This is a genomic window from Flavobacteriales bacterium (assembly GCA_016779995.1).
In the GTDB taxonomy this organism is placed as follows: Bacteria; Bacteroidota; Bacteroidia; order Flavobacteriales; family UBA7312; genus UBA8444.
Map to the genome: position 1 here is coordinate 42,630 of JADHMO010000004.1, position 20,993 is coordinate 63,622.

20 protein-coding genes are annotated in these 20,993 nt (G+C 35.1%); 6 read left to right on the plus strand and 14 right to left on the minus strand.

The window, feature by feature from the left end:
- Positions 1-91 precede the first annotated feature (91 nt).
- The 4 genes from ISP71_03990 to ISP71_04005 form a co-directional block, all read right to left on the minus strand.
- Positions 92-1,075: a N(4)-(beta-N-acetylglucosaminyl)-L-asparaginase gene (locus ISP71_03990; protein MBL6663247.1), complete on the minus strand. Its 984-nt coding sequence runs from the start codon at positions 1,073-1,075 to the stop codon at positions 92-94.
- Positions 1,076-1,104: 29 nt separating this feature from the next.
- Positions 1,105-3,588 (minus strand): TonB-dependent receptor, encoded by a 2,484-nt coding sequence (locus ISP71_03995; GenBank protein MBL6663248.1) that lies wholly within the window; start codon positions 3,586-3,588, stop codon positions 1,105-1,107.
- 115 nt (positions 3,589-3,703) lie between these two features.
- Positions 3,704-3,979, minus strand: a complete 276-nt coding sequence (locus ISP71_04000) for a hypothetical protein (protein MBL6663249.1) — start codon at positions 3,977-3,979, stop codon at positions 3,704-3,706.
- 6 nt (positions 3,980-3,985) lie between these two features.
- A complete protein-coding gene (locus ISP71_04005) occupies positions 3,986-6,172 on the minus strand; it encodes a TonB-dependent receptor (GenBank protein ID MBL6663250.1) in 2,187 nt (728 codons plus the stop codon).
- 64 nt (positions 6,173-6,236) lie between these two features.
- On the opposite strand from ISP71_04005, the gene ISP71_04010 reads away from it, so the two are divergent.
- Positions 6,237-6,623: a transcriptional repressor gene (locus ISP71_04010; GenBank protein MBL6663251.1), complete on the plus strand. Its 387-nt coding sequence runs from the start codon at positions 6,237-6,239 to the stop codon at positions 6,621-6,623.
- 21 nt (positions 6,624-6,644) lie between these two features.
- On the opposite strand, the gene ISP71_04015 is transcribed toward ISP71_04010, so the two are convergent.
- Both ISP71_04015 and ISP71_04020 read right to left on the minus strand, forming a co-directional pair.
- Positions 6,645-7,046 (minus strand): glyoxalase, encoded by a 402-nt coding sequence (locus ISP71_04015; GenBank protein MBL6663252.1) that lies wholly within the window; start codon positions 7,044-7,046, stop codon positions 6,645-6,647.
- Position 7,047: 1 nt separating this feature from the next.
- Entirely contained in the window at positions 7,048-7,482 is a 435-nt protein-coding gene (locus tag ISP71_04020) for a GNAT family N-acetyltransferase (protein MBL6663253.1), read from the minus strand.
- Between the two features lie 77 nt (positions 7,483-7,559).
- On the opposite strand from ISP71_04020, the gene ISP71_04025 reads away from it, so the two are divergent.
- Positions 7,560-7,796 (plus strand): thioredoxin family protein, encoded by a 237-nt coding sequence (locus tag ISP71_04025; protein MBL6663254.1) that lies wholly within the window; start codon positions 7,560-7,562, stop codon positions 7,794-7,796.
- 3 nt (positions 7,797-7,799) lie between these two features.
- On the opposite strand, the gene ISP71_04030 is transcribed toward ISP71_04025, so the two are convergent.
- Together ISP71_04030 and ISP71_04035 are read right to left on the minus strand one after the other, a co-directional pair.
- Positions 7,800-8,699 carry a Brp/Blh family beta-carotene 15,15'-dioxygenase gene (locus tag ISP71_04030; GenBank protein ID MBL6663255.1) on the minus strand — a complete coding sequence of 300 codons (900 nt, stop codon included), beginning with the start codon at positions 8,697-8,699 and terminating at the stop codon, positions 7,800-7,802.
- A gap of 75 nt (positions 8,700-8,774) precedes the next feature.
- Positions 8,775-9,497: a bacteriorhodopsin gene (locus ISP71_04035; GenBank protein ID MBL6663256.1), complete on the minus strand. Its 723-nt coding sequence runs from the start codon at positions 9,495-9,497 to the stop codon at positions 8,775-8,777.
- 196 nt (positions 9,498-9,693) lie between these two features.
- Here ISP71_04035 and umuD point away from each other — a divergent pair, with 196 nt between their 5' ends.
- A complete protein-coding gene (umuD, locus tag ISP71_04040; protein MBL6663257.1) occupies positions 9,694-10,164 on the plus strand; it encodes a translesion error-prone DNA polymerase V autoproteolytic subunit in 471 nt (156 codons plus the stop codon).
- Positions 10,142-11,395 (plus strand): Y-family DNA polymerase, encoded by a 1,254-nt coding sequence (locus tag ISP71_04045; GenBank protein ID MBL6663258.1) that lies wholly within the window; start codon positions 10,142-10,144, stop codon positions 11,393-11,395. The genes umuD and ISP71_04045 overlap by 23 nt, the downstream gene beginning before the upstream one ends.
- Here the strand turns inward: ISP71_04045 and ISP71_04050 are convergent.
- Positions 11,390-12,388 (minus strand): DUF3089 domain-containing protein, encoded by a 999-nt coding sequence (locus ISP71_04050; GenBank protein MBL6663259.1) that lies wholly within the window; start codon positions 12,386-12,388, stop codon positions 11,390-11,392. The genes ISP71_04045 and ISP71_04050 overlap by 6 nt on opposite strands.
- 114 nt (positions 12,389-12,502) lie before the next feature.
- Between ISP71_04050 and ISP71_04055 the strand changes: the two genes are divergently transcribed.
- Positions 12,503-15,493: a PKD domain-containing protein gene (locus ISP71_04055; GenBank protein ID MBL6663260.1), complete on the plus strand. Its 2,991-nt coding sequence runs from the start codon at positions 12,503-12,505 to the stop codon at positions 15,491-15,493.
- 87 nt (positions 15,494-15,580) lie between these two features.
- A complete protein-coding gene (locus ISP71_04060; GenBank protein MBL6663261.1) occupies positions 15,581-16,708 on the plus strand; it encodes a GNAT family N-acetyltransferase in 1,128 nt (375 codons plus the stop codon).
- Here the strand turns inward: ISP71_04060 and ISP71_04065 are convergent.
- From ISP71_04065 to ISP71_04085, 5 genes are all read right to left on the minus strand, one after another.
- A complete protein-coding gene (locus tag ISP71_04065) occupies positions 16,701-17,705 on the minus strand; it encodes a hypothetical protein (protein MBL6663262.1) in 1,005 nt (334 codons plus the stop codon). The genes ISP71_04060 and ISP71_04065 overlap by 8 nt on opposite strands.
- Before the next feature lie 21 nt (positions 17,706-17,726).
- Positions 17,727-18,476: a T9SS type A sorting domain-containing protein gene (locus ISP71_04070; protein ID MBL6663263.1), complete on the minus strand. Its 750-nt coding sequence runs from the start codon at positions 18,474-18,476 to the stop codon at positions 17,727-17,729.
- Positions 18,477-18,493: 17 nt separating this feature from the next.
- Complete coding sequence (locus ISP71_04075; protein MBL6663264.1) at positions 18,494-18,841, minus strand: heavy-metal-associated domain-containing protein; 348 nt, start codon at positions 18,839-18,841, stop codon at positions 18,494-18,496.
- A 91-nt stretch (positions 18,842-18,932) separates the two neighbouring features.
- The gene (locus ISP71_04080) at positions 18,933-19,913 is read right to left on the minus strand and encodes a c-type cytochrome (protein MBL6663265.1); all 981 of its coding nucleotides are present in this window, start codon (positions 19,911-19,913) and stop codon (positions 18,933-18,935) included.
- A gap of 3 nt (positions 19,914-19,916) precedes the next feature.
- Positions 19,917-20,912, minus strand: coding sequence for a T9SS type A sorting domain-containing protein (locus ISP71_04085; protein ID MBL6663266.1), 996 nt, complete (start codon positions 20,910-20,912; stop codon positions 19,917-19,919).
- Between the last annotated feature and the right edge of the window lie 81 nt (positions 20,913-20,993).

Consider the following 20,993-nt stretch of genomic DNA (forward strand, 5'->3'; position numbering starts at 1 on the left):
TTGCGAATTTATCGAATCATTATTTCATCTACAAATTATTGCCTTTTTGATTCTAATATTCAATGCGGAAAAAGACGTTTTTAAGACTTCATTAGCTTAAGTGCGAAGGAGAGTTTATTAGGGTGTTTTTACCTTTTTGAAACAGTGCGTAATTAAACCACGGATGAACAGCATAAGCACCATGTTCGCCTTGTTTGTTTATGGCCAAATAGCCTATTTGCATGTCTTTGTAGTTTTGGTTTTTTACAATTCTAGCAATGGCTTCCTCACAAGCTTCTTGAGGAGATGCCCCTTGACGCATCAGTTCAACAACTAGAAATGACCCTAAGGTTTTCATCACGGCTTCACCCATACCAGTTGCACAACACCCTCCCACTTCATTATCGACAAACATTCCAGCTCCAATAATGGGTGAATCCCCAACTCTACCGTGCATCTTAAAGGAAAGCCCCGAGGTAGTACAAGCCCCTGAAATATCTCCATTCTTGTCTAGGGCTAATAAGCCAATTGTATCGTGATTTTCAACATTAATAATAGGTTTGTATTGTGAGTCTTTTTTCCACTCTTCCCATTTTTCTCTAGCTTTATCAGTCAATAAATCTTCTTTGGGGAAACCTTGAGCTAAAGCAAAGTCCAAAGCGCCTTTTCCAGAAAGCATAACATGAGGGGTTTCTTCCATCACTTTTCTTGCAACTGAAATGGGGTGTTTGATGTGTTCTAAATAGGATACTGCCCCACAGTTTCCCGTATGATCCATTATACAAGCATCTAAAGTTACGTGTCCATCTCTATCGGGCAATCCGCCATATCCGACACTCATAGATTCTGGGTCGGCTTCAGGAACTCTAACGCCCTGTTCGACAGCGTCAATAGCTCTACCACCGTCATTTAAGACTTGCATAGCAGCTTCATTGGCAGCTAAACCGTGGTTCCAAGTAGATATTACCATTGGAAATCCTGATTGTGAATAGGGGTTTTGTTTAGGGCTATTTGTTTGTGTTATTAGCTTTGGAAACAATAAAGCACCAGTAGCTCCAAACAGTGTTCCTTTGATAAAGTTTCTTCTATTTTTCATCTATGTGTATTGGCTTTTATTAGAAAAGTTTAAAATTCGCCACTTCCGCCATCACCACCTTTAATATCATCGTTACGGATATTTGTACGGTCTTTAATCACGTCAAATTTTAACTCTCCAAAAGTATATTTAAAGCTAATACCTATAGATCTAAATACCGTATTTCTATTGCTGTAAATATAAAAGTCATCGCCTTCTAACTCTGTTTCAAAGGATTTGTATTTCTTAAATGGCTCAACAAATCTTAAACCAATAGACCCCTTTTTGTTATTGAAATCTTTCTTAAAGCCAAAGGAGAACATTGAAAATCCTGGAACATAACCTTGTGCCGTTTGATTTGGCGGTCGGAAAAAACCAAAAGTTTCGGCTTTATATCCTTTGCCCATATCATAATTGCCGCCCATATTCCAATTGAACAATACTCTCCCTAAATCGTCAGAAATGGTTTGATAGGTGTATAAATTAAAGCCTGCTCTTAAATTAGCATCTCCGACTTTTATTGAGCCGTAATAGTTAAATCCAACAGATAGGTTTTCACCGATATTATCATAAGAAGTAATCGAATTATCGCCTGACAAACGCACATTAGACTCTATCAAGTCATAAGTTTGTTTCGCAAAAATATAATAGCTGCCTTTATATTTTCCTGCAAAACTATTGTAGCCTATTTCTAACTGATGAGTAATTTCTGGTTTTAATTGTGGGTTACCTTCAGTTAAAGTAAGGGTATCAGTATATGAAACATTAGGGTTGATGTTGCTCATGCCTGGTCTGTAAATTCGTTTACTATAGCTGGCTTTTAGCGACCTCATCATGTCAATCTTTTTGGATAGAATGAAACTAGGTAAAAGTGTGGTGTACTCGTTCTCAAAAGGTTCTTTTTCATTTTGTACCCATGTATCGTTTTGTTTAGAATTCCACTGACCTTTTATAAGTGTGTTTTCAGCTCTCAGCCCAATTACAGCTCCCCATTCTTTAGTTAATTGCCATTTTGTCGATAGGTATATGGCGGCAATATTTTGAGAATAGTCAAACTGCTCTAATGGTTGGAAAATTTTGGGGTTTGAATTTTCAGTATTGTAATTATTCAATAGGTTTCTATTGACATATTTGGCACCCAGTTCTATAGTGTGTTTATCTTTCAAAGGGTGGGTATAATCCAATTGATAAGTATACGTAAGGGGGCTACCGTCATTTTTGTTAAAAATAGTGTCGTTAGGTGTACTGCCATCATATTCTTGAAAAACGTAGTTGTCTTGGTCAGAAACGTCTCCTCCTAACTGAAAAGCGAGTCTTAATTCTCGGTCTTCGTGGTCGCTGAATTGCTTTACATAATCAGTAGTCCATTCATAGCCTAAGCTCAAATTTTTTGAATCTGTGAAACGTACGGTATCGTTAACTAGGTAAGCTAACTCATCGATAAAATTATCTGAAAGTATGGACGAATACAAATAATCATCAGCCCACTCTTGATTAGTTTGTCGATTGCCTCTCATTTGAAAACTCGTTACAATACTATTGTATGGATTGATGTCATAATACATTTCAGAAGTGCCTCCAAAGCCTATCCATTGCCCCTTAGTTTGTGCGTTTTTGGTTAGGGTCGTAGAGTCAGCATAATTGAATCGGTGGTAAGTCTGTTCGCCCGAAAGTGGCCAACCGTATCGTACTCTACCACGTACAGATATTCCAAACTTTCCTTTACCGTAATTGAGGTCTAAAGATTGTTTGTTTACTCTAGTGCCAACGGATCCATTGATAGTGCTTTTAAAACCTGAAATCTGTTTTTGTTGTGTAATGATGTTAATTATACCTGCCCCACCTTCACCGTCATATTTTGCTGTTGGACTAGTAATGACCTCAACACTTTTGACTTGCTCGGCAGGTATCATTTGTAAAGCATCAGCTGCCGAGCCAGAAAAGAAAGTAGATTCCTTGCCATTGACTAAGAACTTAATATTGGAAGAGCCCCTAAGGTTGACATTACCTTCTAAATCTACTGATAAAAGTGGCGTTTTACGCAATACATCAGTTGCGTCATCTAGTCCTTCATTCAAATCGTTTTCTGCATTGTAAACGATTTTCTCCATTTTACTTTCGTAAACTGGTCTGTCCTCGTTTATAGAAACCTCCTTAAGACTAACTGCAGCTGGTTCGACTTTAACTTTTTTTAGATATACAAATGTTTTGTTTTTGTTTAGAGAAACATCAACTCTAGTTTCTTCATAGCCAATATAGTTGACTAAAAAATAATAATCGGCAAGACCTAATTTGGTGAACTGAAAAGCTCCCTTTTCATCAGTAATTGTACCCTCCATGAGGATATCATTGTTTCTAAATAATCTGACGTTGGCAAAAGCTAGTTCTTCACTTGATTTAGCATCAACTAATCTGCCACTAATTTGTCCATTATGTAAGGAAGCATTTTTACCGCCAAAACCACCCATATTGGGTCGTTGAGCATATAGAAATCCACTAAGGAAAAGTGCAAAAATTGTTAAGTTAGTTTTCATGGTACAAAAATAGTCAAATAAAAGAATGATATTTTAAATCCTAATAAATGATGAAATAGCAAAAAAAAGGCTTGCTTCTAAAGAAGCAAGCCCTAACAAAACGGAACTTAAGCTATTAGTGCTCGTCGTGTTCCTCACAATGGATATCGCTACTAGCATAATCGCCAGCAGGTATCGTGTCATTACCTATAACTCTATCAGAAGTTAGAGTATAGCCATTGCTCTCAACATCAGATAATTCTGAACCGCAGAACTCTCCAATTTCTACTTCAACTTCTTCTGAATCAGGAGTAGCCTTGTACGCAATGTGACATTCGTGACAATCGTCACTGCCAGTACATGAAAACAAGAACAACGCTAAGGCTGGTGCAATCAATAATTTTTTCATCATTTTTTTTTAAAGTGTTAAACATAATTTTAGATAATATGAACGCCCTACATGAGGGATTTCATAACTTTTTAAGCGAGATAAATGGGGTATATAGCTCACGTTTAAAAGGTTTCTTACACCTAGTGAAAGGTTTATTTTTTTTGATGTAGAACTAAACAATGCAGAGGCATTGATAAGAGCATAATCTTCAGAGGGACTTTCATTTTTAGCAACGTTTTGTTGTGAAGCATGATAGATATGTTCCAAAGAAAGTTCACGACAGTTGAGTACATTATCATTCAGAAAATAATACTTGGCTCTAGTCTGAAAAGTATTGGCTGGTATGAGAGGCAAATAATGTCCATCTGATGTTTGCCCGTCCATAATTGAAATACTTTCCTCTAAATGCAGTTGATGTAAAAAATGAGGGTGATAATGCAAATTCATTTCAAGACCCTTGAGCTGAACATGGTCTAATTGTTGATATAAATAAAGAGGCATGCCCTTTATCATGCTATCTTGTGGAATTAGAATAATAAAATCATCCACTTGATTAAAAAATGGGTTAATAATAAGCCCCAAGTGTTCATTAGCCCATTCATAAGTCAAATCCAATTGATTGCCTTTTTCTTCTTTCAAATCTGGGTTTCCTATCTCATAGCGTTGAGTACCATGATGCACACCATCAGAAAGTAACTCTGAAAAATGTGGAGTCCTAAAGGCTGAAGAATAGCTTAATCTAAGTTTGTGGTCATTTATACTTTTTGAAAAACCAAATGAACTGCTCAAAGCATTGAAGTCATTAGCGTATAAATCTGAAATGGTCTTGACTTCTCTATAATCATAACGAACGCCAAACAATAAGCTCCAGTTATTTTTATTGAAATCAAAATTTGAGAAAACACCCACATCCTTGATTTCTGCATCAGGTAAGAGTTGGGAACGTGACGCATTGTTGGTATTCGTTTGAATAGCACTTTGGGAGCCTAAAGTCCATTTTGTAGCTTGACTTAAGAGCTTAGTAAATGTTGTGTTAAATTGAGTTGATGATAAATCAGTATCGTACTCTGAAATTGTCCACGCTTCAAACTCTTGTAGTTTATTGATAGAATGAGCTAAGTCCACTTTGAGTGTGTTGTCATTTATAAAAAATGTGTTTTGTAATGACAACAAATGATTGTTTGTAAATTGTGTAGGACGTGTTTCATACCTATTTTGGTTAGAGCTACTCAATTGGTCTAACGTGGGTTCAGCATCATGAGAATGTGCAGGAATTCCCAAAATATTTCGATTAAATTGATAGCGTACATTAAGCAACCATTTTTGAGTACTATAACCCATAGCCGTTTTTAACGCTAGATTATTAAACCGAGAATTGAATAAAAAATCACCATTTGGCAGTCTATAGTCTGCAGCTGTTCCATACTCAGCATAGGTGTTCACTCTAAAATTATCTTTTGCCCATTTCGAGATAATTTGGTTATTAAAACGCATTAAAGCTGATTCGAAATTTGAAACCACCTTTAATTCAGGCTGACCAGAAGACACATAACTATCATCTACAAAATACAAAGCCCCTGCCAAAGCATCCGCACCAAACATAATGGAGGCTGGACCTTTAATTAGTTCTACTTTACCTAGGCCTAAATCGGTAAAGCCTAATCCATGATCGCCGCCCCACTGCTGATTTTCTACTCGTGCACCGTTTAAGTATGTCACCACTCGCATACCTGAAAGCCCTCGAACTGTAACCTTGTTAATGCCTGTGCCCGTTGATTGCTCATAAACCCCTGGAATGTGAGACAAACGCTCTACTAAGTTTAAGTTATTATCATTAAAGCCGTTTATACTTAACGATTGTAAAGCGATGACTTGATTCGAAGAAAGCTGATGGTTAATTGCTGAAACTTCAACTTCATTAATTTCAACGTGTAACTTTTGTAGTGTAATACTAATCGAAGACTCATTATTGTCAGTTTGATAAGACAATGTTTGATAGCCTTCTTTACTAAAAACTAAAACTGATTTAGGTGGTAAATCTATGTTTAGATTGAACTCGCCATTACCATCTGTTTGTGTCAGGACTCCTAAAGGGTAAAGATAAACCTCTGCCATTGCCAAAGGTTCCTTTTCAATATTTGTAACCACTCCTTTCTGCTGTGCAAATGAAACAACAGAAAACAAACAAAATAGTATTAAAATGATATTTTTCATAGTTTTGCAACAGAATTGCAAATATAAATTGTTTGTTTTAAAATCGCAACAATGTTGCATTAATATGTTAGAAAAAAAACAAATTCGAAAAACCCCGTTTAGACTAGAGGTGCTTAAACTTTTTACAGCATCTAAAAATGCTATTTCACTTAAAGAAATCGAAAAAAACTTAAACTCATTTGATAGAATTACCCTTTACCGCACCTTAAAGCTATTCATTGAAAAAGGTCTAATACATGAGGTTTTACACTCTAACGGTAAAAAGTATGCGCTTTGTAAAGAACAATGTGATGAACATCATCACCAGCATAATCATCTGCATTTTCACTGTTCAATTTGTAATGAATCCTTTTGTCTTGAAACACATATTAAAGATTTAAACTTACCCGGCTACATCATTCAACAAACCGATTTGAATGTTAATGGTATTTGTAAAAAGTGCAACAATTAACCCATTGATTGGCTATAAAATTTAGGTTTTATTAGATAGATAATCCAATTGGCCTTGTAACCTTTGAATAGTCATTGTAATAATTCTTTTATTCAAAGCAGATAAATTTAATCTATAATAGCCATAATCCTCTACAGTAAATAATCCTATAATAGTGCCTAAAATCAGACTTCTTAAACGTTGGTTGGTAGCCAATGCTTGTTGAATGTAGCTCAATTTTTCTTGATTGGATAGTTTAAAGAAAACACCTTTATATTGATTGGCATAATCGATAAAAATTTGAAGCAACAACTCATTTTGAAACTTAAGTATTGGGCGTAATACATTGTTTTGAAAGGCTTCAACATCCTTAGTTTTTAAACTCTTATCTATACTGTCTATATTTGGACGAATTGCCAAAAGTGATGAAGTTCTATCTTGCATACTATAAGTGTTTGTACATGGTATAATGTGGGCCTATCCCCTCAATTTCATAAATTGGCCCAACCTTTATAAAGCCAAGTGATTCGTAAAAGTCAATAGCGACCAAACGAGCCTTGCACCATAACAAATCACAACCTAAGTGCTGAATATCTGCCATAGCTTGTAACATCATAGCTCTTGCCAAACCTTGTCGCCTAAAATTTGGATGTGTTGCCATGCCTCTTAAACGGTATGCAACTAATGCTTCAACTTCTAACATCGGCTCTTGGTAAAAAGTGGCAATAGAACAGACTTTTTGATTGACAATATTAGCATAATGAAGTGTTTGAAATTCTTTGTCCCTATCATAATCGGTAGACTCAATGGGTTGTCCAGGTCTAAGAACAAGGCTTCTTAAAGGGCGTATAATTTCTACATCAACTTGCTGAATGGTCATAGTACAAAATTAATGATTTATAATTTGGATTGCGTATTTTTGTACTTTCTAAAAACATCAAGATTATGGAAATTGTAATGATTAAAAAATTAGGTTGTGGTCCTTGTAAAACATTTGAACCCATTGTTAAAGCTCAAGCAGAAAAACGCTCCTTAGGCTTTAGACATATTATGCAAGAAGATATGCCCGAAGAAATAAGACCACCATACTTCCCATATTTCTATCTTTACAATGATGGCGAAGTAATTGAACACTGGGGAGGCACTAGCGACAGAAAACTGGAAAAGGTACTTGATAGAAACCTGAACAAGTAGTCTTTATTTGTTGTAAAAAACATGCATCACGATAGCGTGAGGCAAGGTAATTACCGAAATGATAATAATGGCAAGAAATGGAATTGATATTCCTAGATATCCCAAGTGAGAAAGTGCTAGTAACACAGATGTAAAAAATATACTCAATAGGGAGTAGGGCAACAATAATTTTAAAAACTCTACTAAACCAAAACTACCATCTTCAGACTTGAAGAAAAGATATTCCTGATTCATTACGCGTATTGAATGCAATACCACAAAGTAAAGTGTAAAGCCTATAATGAAAGGAAAGAGGAAAAAGGTTAAATGAATGAGAGCTATTAAAAATAACTCAGACGAAAGGCGTCTTATACTCATCTGATTTTTAACAAAAAGATATAGTAGTAAAACTAATGTCGTAATATTAGTAATCGTGAAAAAATAAAAAAATAAGTCCTCGTTATAAACCACACCAAAATCTTGAGTATCCTGAAAGTAAGCTGTTATAGCTGCTAATTCACTAATGTTATAATACATCAAAGTAGCCAGAAGTGCTAAGCCCCAAAACAAAAATAATAAGGGATTAAAATTTCTTAAAGTGAGTTTGGCATCAACAAATTGTGATTCACCAAAATGAAATGCGGATAAAATGAGAAAAAACAAAAAACTAATTAGGGGAAATTTTAACCATAACAAAACAAAGAGAACAATTAAGCCTAGATACAAGCTGTAAAACTTTAGCTGTGTCATTGATTTTTTCTTGAAGAATAAAATATGGTCAATCGCCCCGTGGGGAATACCAAACAACAAGATAAAAAATGAAGCGTAAATCAACTGTTGTTCCAGTGTAATAGCATTATACGCTTGATAAATTAAAAATAAAGCGTAGAGGCAAACTACAAATATGAAAGTGAATCTATTCATAAAGATTGTTAAAATAAAAGCAGACTATACACTAGGTGTACGTCTGCTTTTACAATTAATCAAATACTGAACAGATTATTTTGATTCAGTAATAGCGATATTATAAACCACTAAACCAAATCCAATTTTATTGATAGCATCAGCAATGTTGTACCATAAGTCAACATTAGTTGATTCCCATCCTAAAGCAGTGTTTAACCATCCGCCTTCCATACACATGTATCCAATTGGATAGATTGCCCATCCAACTAATACAAACCAAGCTAGTGTACGTACACCTCTCTTGACTACATCAGAATTACTCTTTTCAGCCAATTGTGCGACTTCACCAAACCATGCTGTGTATAAAATATAGATATAACCTATTGTAGATAATACCCCCCATTTCACAGAATGACCAGTTGAACCATCTGTAAATGCTTCACCGATGTAACCAGCAATCAACATCCATGCTGATGCAATGATTAATTTCCACAATAAACTTTTTGTAGCTCCGGCAGCCCTTGTAAGTAGGTAAAATTCTACACACATTAATGGTACTGTTAAAGTCCAGTCTACATACCTAAAGAAAGTCGGATTATCTCCTGTTGCCATGTAATAATCACGCATGTAAAAGTAGTGCACTGCTGCAATACCTGTGATTAAACCTGAAATTAGAAGAGATAACTTCCACTTATCGTCTACACTGCCTCTTTCAAAGAAGAAGAAAACAGATGCGGCAAACATAGCCATGTAGCCGATAAAAAACGTAAAGCCAACATAATCGTCTGGCCTCATTACTTGAATGTCTAATAGCATAACTTGTTAATTTTAATTAGTTAGTGGTACAAATATATAAAAATGTATATCTTTTCTATGTTTTTCTTATACAAAGTCACTTTTTTTAGTCTTTTTTTTAAAATTATCTGATAAGAGCAAAAAATAAAAAAAATCGACTTTTTTAAAAAAATTGCAATATTTGGAATAACTTTATAGCACTTTTTTAACCCTAACAATGAAATTTAAGTTCCTAAACACTAACAATAAGCTGAATTTTTATACCATTGAAGACTCCTCTCTAGGCGACATTCCTCTGTATGGCGATGCTGTTCCTGCTGGTTTTCCTTCACCTGCAGACGATTATCTAGATATGGACTTAAATTTACATGATTATTTAGTCCAACACCCCTCTGCTACCTTTTGTGTTAAAGCTATTGGAGATTCTATGGTAGATGCTGGAATTAAAAGTTCTGATGTTATGGTAATAGATAGAGCTTTGACCCCAAAGAACAACGATATTATACTGGCTGTTGTAAACGGCGAGTTTACTGTCAAGCGTATCAAAAAAAATGATGATGAACTGTATTTAATGCCAGCCAATGAGAATTATCGACCTATGAAAATAACAGAAGACATGGACTTTCAAGTCTGGGGAGTAGTGACCTTTATTATACACAAAGCCAATGCTAGCACTAGCGGATTGTAACAACTTTTACGCTTCATGCGAGCGTGTATTCCAGCCACACTTAGAAAACAAACCTATTGTAGTGCTTTCTAATAACGATGGTTGCGTCATTGCTAGAAGTAACGAAAGTAAAGCCCTTGGCATAAAAATGGGCATCCCTGTTTTTCAAATTAAAAACATCATTGAACAACATCGCGTTCAAGTCTTCTCCTCTAACTTCACCTTGTATGGCGATTTGTCTAAACGAGTAATGAGTACCATCAAACAAGAAGTCAAAGCTATGGAGATCTATTCCATAGATGAGGCATTTATGGATTTTAGTGGAGAGGGTAACCCTTTAGAAAAAGGAATTGCTCTAAAGAAGAAGGTTCAGCAACATATAGGTATTCCTATATCCATAGGTATTGCGCCTACTAAAACCTTATGTAAAGTAGCGGGTCTTATCGCCAAAAAGCATACCAAGTCAGGCGTGTTTGTCTTAAAAGATAAAGCCATTATAGAACGAGCCTTGAAATGGCTGCCAGTAGAAGACCTTTGGGGTGTAGGCAGAAGACATGCTCGTAAGCTAAACGATGTTGGCATTAAAACCGCTTATGATTTATGTCGAGCAGACGATAGTTGGATAAGAAGACGCTTATCTGTAGTAGGCTTAAGAATGGTCAAGGAGCTAAGAGGAACGCCTTGTTTCCCTTTAGAAGAACAAGCTAGTAAAAAGAAAAACATCTGTACTTCACGCTCTTTCGGTAAAAGCATCAGCAATATAGAAGGACTTAAAGAAGCTGTAAGTAACTATGCTAATAGTTGCGCCTACAAACTGCGTAAACAACAAGGCTGCGCCTCTCGAATCAGCGTGTTTATTCATACCAATCCTTTTAAACCAACTGACAAACAATATAGAGGGCTAACTTCTCTAGTATTAGAAACCCCTAGCAACGATTCTATAGAGTTAGTTCGCTTAGCCTTGAAGTGTTTAGAAAAAATATATCGCTCAGATTGTACGTACAAAAAAGCAGGGGTTATTGTTAGTGATATAAGTCCTCAACAACAACAGCAACTTAGTTTATTTGACACCGTAAATCGTCAAAAGCAGCAGTCTATTATGACGGCTCTAGATAGTATTAATGATAAATTCGGAAAGGATAAGGTTCACTTAGCCGTACAAGGTTACGGCAGACAGTGGAAGATGAAGCAAGAACAGCTCTCCCCTTGCTATTCTACTCGCATAGAGGATGCTTTGAAGGTGTACTTATAAATTGCTCAACCGTAAACGCAAATTCTCTCGTATATTCAGCCAAAATAGATTAATGTCTGCAACATGGTAATCGTCACGCTTGTAAAGACGCAAAAGCAAGCCTTTAGGACGTTCTACCCAAAGCATTCCTTGGTGATTTTTGACCGATAAAGACTGTGGATATTTCAATTTCCCAGAAGGAAATAATATCCCTTGATGATTAGTATAATCCGATTGGACATTAGTAGATTTCCAATGAATAGGGTTTACGCTTACAATAGAATCTCCAATAGGGTTTGAAGGGTAAAAGCCCGACCTAAAACTACGCCAAGAAACAAAGCAATCGACTTGGCTTTCATCTTCACAAGGTAAAAAACCATCTGAAATAGTCGTAATGGGCATACCTAATAAATAAGCCAGTTTTAATTGGTAAGACATCTTTTTATCTACTAATATGACTTCTTTTAATAAACGTTCAGCGTGATTTGTTCCTTGACTATGTCCCGCAATAATGAAAGGACGGCCGTTATTCCAATGCCTCCAATACTGAAGGAAAGCATGACGAACATCGGAGTAAGCTAAGTGAAAAGCAGGATATCCATTGCTTAAATCGGTATAAGAATCGATGTGCATTTGGCGATAATATGGAGCGTATAAACGAGCAACACCCGCAAATACAGAGGCTTGATTTTGTAGTAAATAATCTGTTCTGCTAACATTTACAACAGAGTCCTCAAGACTAGCATTCCAATTATTACCAGAGTGATAGGAAGTAGGATGAATATAAAAAACATCTACTAGAGGATGATGGTCAAAAAGAGTGTCCGAATAATTTTTAGGCAAAAGCTGTTTGGCATCGTCTCTTTGTGGGTGAAAAGCCCAGTAAAAAAGTGAATCATAAGAAGGTGCTGAAGGGCTTAATGTAGTGTCAAAAATCGTGCTAGGTGACTGTAATTGAGGAGAACACGACCACATAAGAAAAACAAAAAAAAGCAATGAAAAACGTAAGTACATCAGCTAAAAAAATTAACGCGTACAAAGTTAAGGTAATAAAATAGGAGGCTAACATAAAGCAACTCTTTAATTTAAAACTAGTATATTTGCTATAGATTTAAGCCCTTAAACGTTATGAAAAAACGCATACCTCTATTAGTCCTGTTTTCATTCTGTACTTACATTTATTCTTTTGCTCAACAAAATTGGCGAGAAATGATGTATGACCCTTCAAAAAATTTCTATGATATACAAGCTGCTTTCTATGAAGGTTGTGGCGACCTACCATGTGATTCCGCTCCTGGATATAAACAATTTAAAAGATGGGAAGCTCATATGGTTGATAGAGTGTACCCAACAGGAGTGTATGATGCAGAAACCGTATTTAATGAATTTTTAAATGTCTATTATTACAACACCCATCAGTATAATGCCCCATTTGCGCCAATGGTTATGGCTCCATCGAGTGCAGCAGCCTCAACAACAGAATGGGAATTTGTAGGGCCAATAGATAATCCAAAAACTTACGACCACCCAAGTGTAACAAATAGAAACGGAATAGGTAGAGTAAATACAATAGCGTTTCACCCAACAAATGCTAATATAATATATGTGGGCTCTCCAACAGGAGGGATTTGGAAAACTACCGACGGTGGTTCAACATGGACTGTACTTTCAGATTTTATCACCAATCTAGGGGTTTCAGATATAGCTATACAAAATTCCAACCCTAATGTCATCTATTGGGTAACTGGTGATTATGACGGAGGAGATACTTTTTTTAGTAAAATTTTGAAATCTACTAATGGAGGAACTTCATGGACAGTACTAAATGGCTCAGGACTTCCTTCAGGAACGAATAGAGTAATATCTAGGATACTTATACACCCAATTGTATCCAATATACTAATTGTTTCTACGTCCAGTGGCATTTATCGATCAACAGATGGTGGTGTGAGTTGGAGCCAACGCCAAAGCGGAAACTTTAGTAGTTTAGAATTTAAGCCAGGAAACCATAATATAGTTTATGCAGGAACCCGATTAAATGGTAGGGTTTATCGGTCAACAGACAATGGAGTAAGTTGGAGTCTCGTTCATCAAAGTAGTGGGGGTTATAGAACGGCTTTAGCGGTTACGCCAAATAATGCTAATGTGGTATATGCTACTTTTTCAAATAGCTCAAGTCAGTACCAAAACTCTGCTAAATCAACAAATTCAGGAGCTAATTGGAGCAATATGGCCGGACTACCAAATGCTATTAATGGTATTGGTCAACAATGTGACTATAACTTTTGTGTTGCGGCTGCTTCTGACGATGCCAACTTTGTACATATTGGTGCTGTCAATTTATACCGTTCAACTAATGGAGGTAGTTCTTGGTCACAGCCTTATTCAGACATTAATACACATGTTGACTATCACACTTTAAGATATAATCCCTTAGACAATAAGTTATATGCAGGGCACGATGGAGGAATTAGTGTTTCTAGCGATGATAGTTATAATTGGTCATATATTTCTGATGGACTCAACATAACCCAATTTTATAATTTTGGAGTATCTCAATCCAATAGTGGTTTAGATGTATTATTTGCAGGAGCACAAGATAATTCACTATTGTATAAAAATAACAACGGTTGGTTCAGAGCTGTTGCGGGCGATGGAGTTAATTCTAAGATTCATAAAGATAATGAAAATATTATGATTGGATCTGTGCAGTATGGAATTGCAATGCTAAAATCTGCTACCTCATCTCCTCCGTTTAGCGATATTACCCCTGAGGGTCAATCTGGAACAGGTTTATGGGAACTACCATTTGAAATGGATCCTAATAACAATGATATCGTATATGCGGGATATAGAAAATTGTTTAAATCTACAAATAGTGGCGGATCTTGGACAGTTGTAGCTGGTACAAACGTTACTAGTAATGAGGTTATAAATCAAATTTGTCCTACAACAAATCCTAATATTATTTATTTCTCGACTAGGAATTCAAGTGGGTCAAAACTATTCAAAACAACGAACGGTGGTAGTTCATGGGCGCAAATCGGAGTTGGTGCATTACCAGATTTAATAATTACAGATATCGCAACACCAGATTCTGACCCGAATACAGTTTGGGTAACTTTCTCAGGAACATCAGCTTCTAACAAAGTCTTTAGGTCAACAAATGGTGGCACTTCATGGTCAAATAGGAGTGGTACACTTCCTAATATACCAGTTAACTGCATAATTTTAGACGAAAATGTTGAAGAAGTATATGCTGGGCTTGACTTTGGGGTCTATAAATTACCTTCTTACACTAGTACTACATGGTCATTATTCAACAACAATAGTTTACCTTATGTATATGTCAAAGAATTAGAAATACATAAAACTAGCGCTCAATTAGTGGCTGGAACTTTTGGACGAGGTATTTGGAAAATTGATTTGAAACATAAGCCAATTGTTGAGTTTTCTGCTGATCAAACTACAGTTTGTCAAAATGAAGCAGTAAATTTTACAGATGAAAGCCTTCACAATCCAACATCGTGGTTGTGGAACTTTGGAGATGGAAATACATCAAACGAACAACACCCTACACATTCATACTCAAGTGGAGGTACATTTAATGTCACACTAACAGCTACAAATGCTAATGGTAGTATATCTGAAACCTATTCTAATTATATAACAGTAGTTCCTCTTGCAGGGAATCCCGTAAGCAATATAACAACATCAGGTTCATACGAATGGTTTGGAACAACATATTTTTGTACAGGAACTTATTATTATACTTCGCCAACATGTCAAGATTACACGCTTAATTTGACCATAAATAATCCTCTAATATCTTCAACAAGTGTAACAGCGTGTGATGAATATACATGGGACGTTTCTGGTCAACTATACACAACTAGCGGAACCTATTACCAATCCGTTTTGGCTCCTCAAGGATGTTTTGCCGATAAAGAGCTTGTATTAACCATTAACGCATCTACTGAGTCAAGTACTAGTCATAGCGCGACATATAGTTATACATGGCACGGTGAAAACTACTTTTGTAGTGGCACATACTATCATTATAGCACTAATGCTGCTGGTTGTGTGCATACAGATATTTTATATCTTAATATCGAGTAGTTTTATCTCTAATTTTTGATGTCGTAATTTTAATATCTGAGCTTTATTTAATTGTTACTTTTGTGTACACTTTAATTAAATTTAAATGTGGTAACACTCCAATTACATATCGGCTCCAAAACCTTAGATAAAAATGAGTGGGAAGGCTTGTGTCAGAAAAATTCGTTCTTGTCTTTACCCTTTAAATTAGCATTTGAGAGACATCATAAAAATAACATTAGACATCTTTATTATGTAGCTGATGATAAGGAGAATAAAGCTATTGGTTATGCCCAAGAATTTAACATTCGGAGTAATAGAATTCGTGATTATCAGAAAAAGAATGAGGTAAAGAGAAGCCTCATAAACTTAGTTTTAAAGTTGTTAAATTTAAAAGTTGTGGCACTCGGCAACGGTCTATTGACTAATATTTCTAATTTTTCTGCAGTCAAACTTTCCAACAACATTGATTTTTTTAACTCTTTATTGCTGCGTATACAAAAAGACCTCAACGCCAATAAATTTATTATTCCAGATCATTTTTTTAATGAATTAAAAGTCGAAAAACCTACTGAGGTTTTTCCTGAATTGATAAAGGTTGTGGTAGACCAAGATATGCACTTAAAGATATCAAAGATTTGGAATTCGTTTGAAGATTACACAAAAGCACTTAAAAAAAAGTACAGAAGTCGCTTGAAAAGTGTAATGAAAAAAAGTAAGGATATAGAAATTAAAATATTGACTAAAACTCAACTTATAAAACATGCTGAAAAAATGCAAGAACTGTTTGATAATGTACATCAAAAGTCTGCCTTCGGCATTAGTCCTTTTAACACCTCTATTTATACAGACTTAATAGATTCAGACAATCCAAAGTGTCAAGTCTTTGCTTACTTTTTAGCTGATGAAATGGTTGCTTTTTCATCTGAACTAAAAGATGATGACAACTTATACTCTTATTTTATTGGCTTAGATTATCGCTATAATAAAAGTCATTGTTTATACGAAAGGATTCTTAACGAAACTATTAAATCAGCTATTAGTAATAAAAAAAGCAATCTCATCTTAGGAAGAACTGCCGCCGAGTTCAAAAGTAACGTAGGCGCACAACCAATCCACTCAGAAATATTTGTTTATCTCAAAAGCCCCATTTTACGACGTTTACTTAGACCTTTTTTAGAAAATATACAGCCTAGCAATTGGATTCAGAGAAACCCTTTCAAAGAAATTATTTAATCACACCGCCAACCTCAGGTTCCTTGGTGAAAATCCTATAGGAAACTCCAAAAGTCAATTGATTTTGTGTGGCAAACTGAAAGCCGTTTAAATCTTGGTACAAGGGTATATCAACCGAAACGAAATAACTTAAATCATTTTGAGAGTAACCTATTTGTGGAATAAAAAGCAATTTTTTACTACCCGTATTGTGGTCTTCTATATTGTAGGTTATTAAATCAACTCCATCTTCAGCTTGAGTTTTAGCTACTGTTTCATACTTTATCTGACCAGTAAGAGATAAGCCTTTGTAGATTGTTTTACCAACATTAAAACTTAAACTTGAGAGGTCACCAAATTTTTGCCCCAAGGGATTGTAAGATTTTTTGATGTATAAAGTATTAGCAAAAATTCTTAACTTTCTTTTAGGGTAATTTCTATAGAAAAAGGAATAAAACATAGCGTCTAAAGAGCCATTAGTTAATTGTACAGCAGTTGGATTAAAAGCGTACAAATCACCAGTTAATGGGTGCGAAAATTTAAGGCTAGAGTCTCTATAACTTCCAAGCGGAACTTTCAAGCCTAGGCCAACAGTAATTTCTGTTCTATGATTATCTCTTTTCCAATTAAATAAATTGTAACGAGGAAAAATGATTAAATCTGAAACGCCTGAAGACGTGTAGGATTCACTTTTATTAATTAATTTTTTATTTAAAAAATAACCCAAAGCAACTGACATAGTCAGTTTATCGGTAATACCATAATCTGTTCTTAAAAAGAAGTAGTTTGTTCTAAGTGTATCATCAAGTATAGAAACGGTATCTCTGTTGCTATTTGTTTTAAATGTATGAGTGGAGACAAATTGATAAGATGGAGCTATTTCTAACTGGTTTTTAAGTAAAACTCCCGATGCTGCACCTCCAGCGATAGGACTTGATGCACCCCCAGAACAACAACCTTGTGAATAAAGAAGATTGACAAAAAACAACAAAACTATCGCAATTATATATTTTTTCATGGTATGTTAAATTTTGATTTTCTAGTTTATTTTGCTAAAAACAAAACGTCTAGGTTCATTTTTAATTTTTATTATATAATTGCTTTGAGGCAAATGAGATATATCTATTTGAGCCCCTGACTCAAAATTATCTCTTTCTAATATAAGTTCTCCGAGCATATTTACAATAATAATTGACATAGGATTGTTCTTTTCTGATGTGAGAGTAATTCGGTTTTGTGCTGGATTAGGATAAATTTGTACGCTTTGATTAGCAGTCGTTGTTTCAACACTAACACTACCACACTCTGATAAAGCCAAATCAATAGCAGCACTTAAACCGTCAGTAGAATTGTTTTCATCAAAATTTCTGTTGAAATAAACCTTATGTGAGTTACAACCAACCACCACAGCCTTAGGCATACCGTCACTTCCATAATCAGACATTTTAATCTGTGAATTAGAAAAAATACTAACCCCATTCATCTGATAATTAGATGCCCATGTTTGTAGCTGCGAACAACTGGTATTGGCATAGTCATCAACCAACAAAAACTTTACTTTTTCTGGGTCATATGATTGCGTAGCAACATAGGTAGAAACCGTTGGACTTATACATGGCCCACAAGGCATTATCCAAGTAATTACAACGACATTGCCTTGATCTAAATCCTCGAATAAATTATACATTTCGCCGTTACAGTTAGCAACGTTGAAGTTAGTCGCTGTAGTTTGTCCTACTAATAAATGTGTTGTTAAGATTGCTGCAAAACATAAAATTAATTTCTTCATACTTTCTTATATATATTTTAATTTCTATCGTATTTGCAGCAGTAGTGCAAATTTTCATAAACCTCATCATCGGCTTTGTATTTCTCTGTATCGTATCCCACCGAGGCAATTTTCTTTTGGATTTCGTCTATATCCGTTTGGTCGCTTTTATACTTAACGACCATCATTTTTGTTTCTGAACTCCATTTAGCAGACAGAACACCTTCAATAGATTGAGCGGCATCAACAATGACTTTATTACACATTCCACAATTGCCCCAAACTTTAATTTTCTTTTTTACTTTATTTCCACCAGCATAACTAGTAGATATAGATAGTATTGAAATAAAACATAATAAGGAAAAAAATTTCTTGATTGATATCATAACACAGGTTTTAAGTTGTTCATTTTAATTCATTAAAGTTATAAATAAAATCGACATAATAATTTTTCGAATATTAAATAAAATTCATTTCTTACTCGTTAAAGCTCAAAAATGTTGAGTCAGTTAATGCTTTTAAAAAAGCTATTAAATCTGCTTTTTCATATTCATTTATCACAAAAGGTTTAATAAAAGCACTTTTGTTTTGATGGTTTTTTCCGCCTTTGGAATAATGCTCAATGACTTCTTCCAATGTTTGTATACTACCATCATGCATATAGGGATAAGTTACGGCTATATTCCTCAATGTAGGCACTTTGAATATAGCTCTATCTTTTTCTTTGCCAAATAATCGCATCCTACCAGAGTCTGGATAATTTAAATATAAGCCATTATTAGTTAGTCCGCCATTTGTAAAGTTAAATCCACTGTGGCATTCTGAACAATACAATTTATTTTTGAAAAGATGCATACCTCTTTTTTGGGACTGGCTTAGGGCCGTTGTGTCTCCTTGAAAATAGTATTTGTCATACGCTGAATTACCACTAATTAGTGTCCTTTCGAATGTGGCAATAGCCTTTGTAAGTACTCTTGGGCTAGGCTCTTCTCCATAAGCTTCAAAGGATAGCTGCACATATTCTGAACTCTTTTTCATTCGCTCAGCCACTAGAATTACGCTAAAGTCAAACTCATTAGTTTCGTGTATTGGAATATTAACTTGTGCTTCTAAACTCGGATTTAGTCCGTCGAGCAAAAACTTGTCTTGATAAGCAACATTGGTCAATGTTGGTGTATTTCTAGAAACCTCTTGATCTCTTATACCAACTCCTTTAGTCCTTCTGTCGGTAAAGGCAAACTTTGGCACATGACAACTTGCGCAAGACAAAGTGGAATCTCTAGATAACATTTTGTCAAAAAATAATTTTTTTCCCAACTCAATACGCTTTGCTGAAATTGAATTGTCTTCTGGAATGTAAGGTTGTGGAAAGCCTTGAGGAACTATCAATTCATAACTTTTATCTACTAGTATAATTCCAAAAACACTAAGACATAAAACTAAAAGTGTTTTAAACATCTACTACCTAGTTACGATAAATTGTTGAGACTTTTGATACCCCATTTCACTCGTGAAAATGGCATAGTATATTCCTGTTGGTAGTTCGGACTTAACGAAATAATTGCCTTCAAAACCTATGTTTTTTTCATCAACCATTCGTCTTCCACTCATATCAATGATGCTTAAAGAGTAGTTTGATTTTGGTAATTTGTAAAATAAGGTAGGTGCGTATGGCATTCTGTAGTCTACACTAATAAATGCTAAATCTTCAAGTTGAGTTGTTATATTGACAGTTTCAGCAGGTGAAGCCGTGAAAACATTTTGAGAATTGGTATTGTCCACAACGCTAATATTTGGAGCTCCAGCGCCATGCTGTATTCCTATAGTTTCAAAATCCATTTGTTTGAACCAACGTTCTATATTAACATAAAGTGGCAAGGTGATTTCAGAGTTAATGGCTGTTATTGGCTCCTCAAAGGTAATAGGGTCTATTGTTCTCAATAATTCATCTCCGAAACACTCAAGCTGAAATGCTTTGTTTGGAGAGCCGTTATCTGTATTATCTACCCTACCGTCTAAGATTAAGAAAAAATATCCCGCAGGCCAACCCCAATCCATAGGTGGAGTTTTAGGCCCTAAAGGATGAGAAGCAGACCAATTACTCGTATTACCATGGTTGGCATCATAATCTACTCCTAAGTCAAAAGCTATTTTTTCTACACTATTAATGTCGTATGTATTTTCAATACTATAATTGGTGACGTTGCCTTCACCTAGTATATAAATATCGGTTAAAGGTGTAACTTGACCCCCATCGTGAGTAATCTTGATCGAAGACATATAATACCTAACAGGGTAAAAGTTCACCGCTCTGTCTTGATAGTCAGTATATGACTGATTGTAAACTAAGGGTTGTCCTCTAAAAATGTGATTCAACTCTAATTTTATACTGTTTTGGGCATAAAATAAAGTGGGAATAATAGATGCAAATAGTAAGATGGCAATGTTCTTTTTCATGGTTTGGATTGGGTTATTGATATGACATGCAATTTACAAAACTGTAGCGTTATAAAGAAATTTAATTCCTTGAATGTTTCT

What these genes read in the sequence shown, in the direction of transcription:
- ISP71_03990 (MBL6663247.1), bottom strand. Translation starts at nt 1,075, where the DNA reads ATGAAAAATAGAAGAAACTTTATCAAAGGAACACTGTTTGGAGCTACT.
- ISP71_03995 (MBL6663248.1), bottom strand. Translation starts at nt 3,588, where the DNA reads ATGAAAACTAACTTAACAATTTTTGCACTTTTCCTTAGTGGATTTCTA.
- ISP71_04000 (MBL6663249.1), bottom strand. Translation starts at nt 3,979, where the DNA reads ATGATGAAAAAATTATTGATTGCACCAGCCTTAGCGTTGTTCTTGTTT.
- ISP71_04005 (MBL6663250.1), bottom strand. Translation starts at nt 6,172, where the DNA reads ATGAAAAATATCATTTTAATACTATTTTGTTTGTTTTCTGTTGTTTCA.
- ISP71_04010 (MBL6663251.1), top strand. Translation starts at nt 6,237, where the DNA reads ATGTTAGAAAAAAAACAAATTCGAAAAACCCCGTTTAGACTAGAGGTG.
- ISP71_04015 (MBL6663252.1), bottom strand. Translation starts at nt 7,046, where the DNA reads ATGCAAGATAGAACTTCATCACTTTTGGCAATTCGTCCAAATATAGAC.
- ISP71_04020 (MBL6663253.1), bottom strand. Translation starts at nt 7,482, where the DNA reads ATGACCATTCAGCAAGTTGATGTAGAAATTATACGCCCTTTAAGAAGC.
- ISP71_04025 (MBL6663254.1), top strand. Translation starts at nt 7,560, where the DNA reads ATGATTAAAAAATTAGGTTGTGGTCCTTGTAAAACATTTGAACCCATT.
- ISP71_04030 (MBL6663255.1), bottom strand. Translation starts at nt 8,699, where the DNA reads ATGAATAGATTCACTTTCATATTTGTAGTTTGCCTCTACGCTTTATTT.
- ISP71_04035 (MBL6663256.1), bottom strand. Translation starts at nt 9,497, where the DNA reads ATGCTATTAGACATTCAAGTAATGAGGCCAGACGATTATGTTGGCTTT.
- umuD (MBL6663257.1), top strand. Translation starts at nt 9,694, where the DNA reads ATGAAATTTAAGTTCCTAAACACTAACAATAAGCTGAATTTTTATACC.
- ISP71_04045 (MBL6663258.1), top strand. Translation starts at nt 10,142, where the DNA reads ATGCTAGCACTAGCGGATTGTAACAACTTTTACGCTTCATGCGAGCGT.
- ISP71_04050 (MBL6663259.1), bottom strand. Translation starts at nt 12,388, where the DNA reads ATGTACTTACGTTTTTCATTGCTTTTTTTTGTTTTTCTTATGTGGTCG.
- ISP71_04055 (MBL6663260.1), top strand. Translation starts at nt 12,503, where the DNA reads ATGAAAAAACGCATACCTCTATTAGTCCTGTTTTCATTCTGTACTTAC.
- ISP71_04065 (MBL6663262.1), bottom strand. Translation starts at nt 17,705, where the DNA reads ATGAAAAAATATATAATTGCGATAGTTTTGTTGTTTTTTGTCAATCTT.
- ISP71_04070 (MBL6663263.1), bottom strand. Translation starts at nt 18,476, where the DNA reads ATGAAGAAATTAATTTTATGTTTTGCAGCAATCTTAACAACACATTTA.
- ISP71_04075 (MBL6663264.1), bottom strand. Translation starts at nt 18,841, where the DNA reads ATGATATCAATCAAGAAATTTTTTTCCTTATTATGTTTTATTTCAATA.
- ISP71_04080 (MBL6663265.1), bottom strand. Translation starts at nt 19,913, where the DNA reads ATGTTTAAAACACTTTTAGTTTTATGTCTTAGTGTTTTTGGAATTATA.
- ISP71_04085 (MBL6663266.1), bottom strand. Translation starts at nt 20,912, where the DNA reads ATGAAAAAGAACATTGCCATCTTACTATTTGCATCTATTATTCCCACT.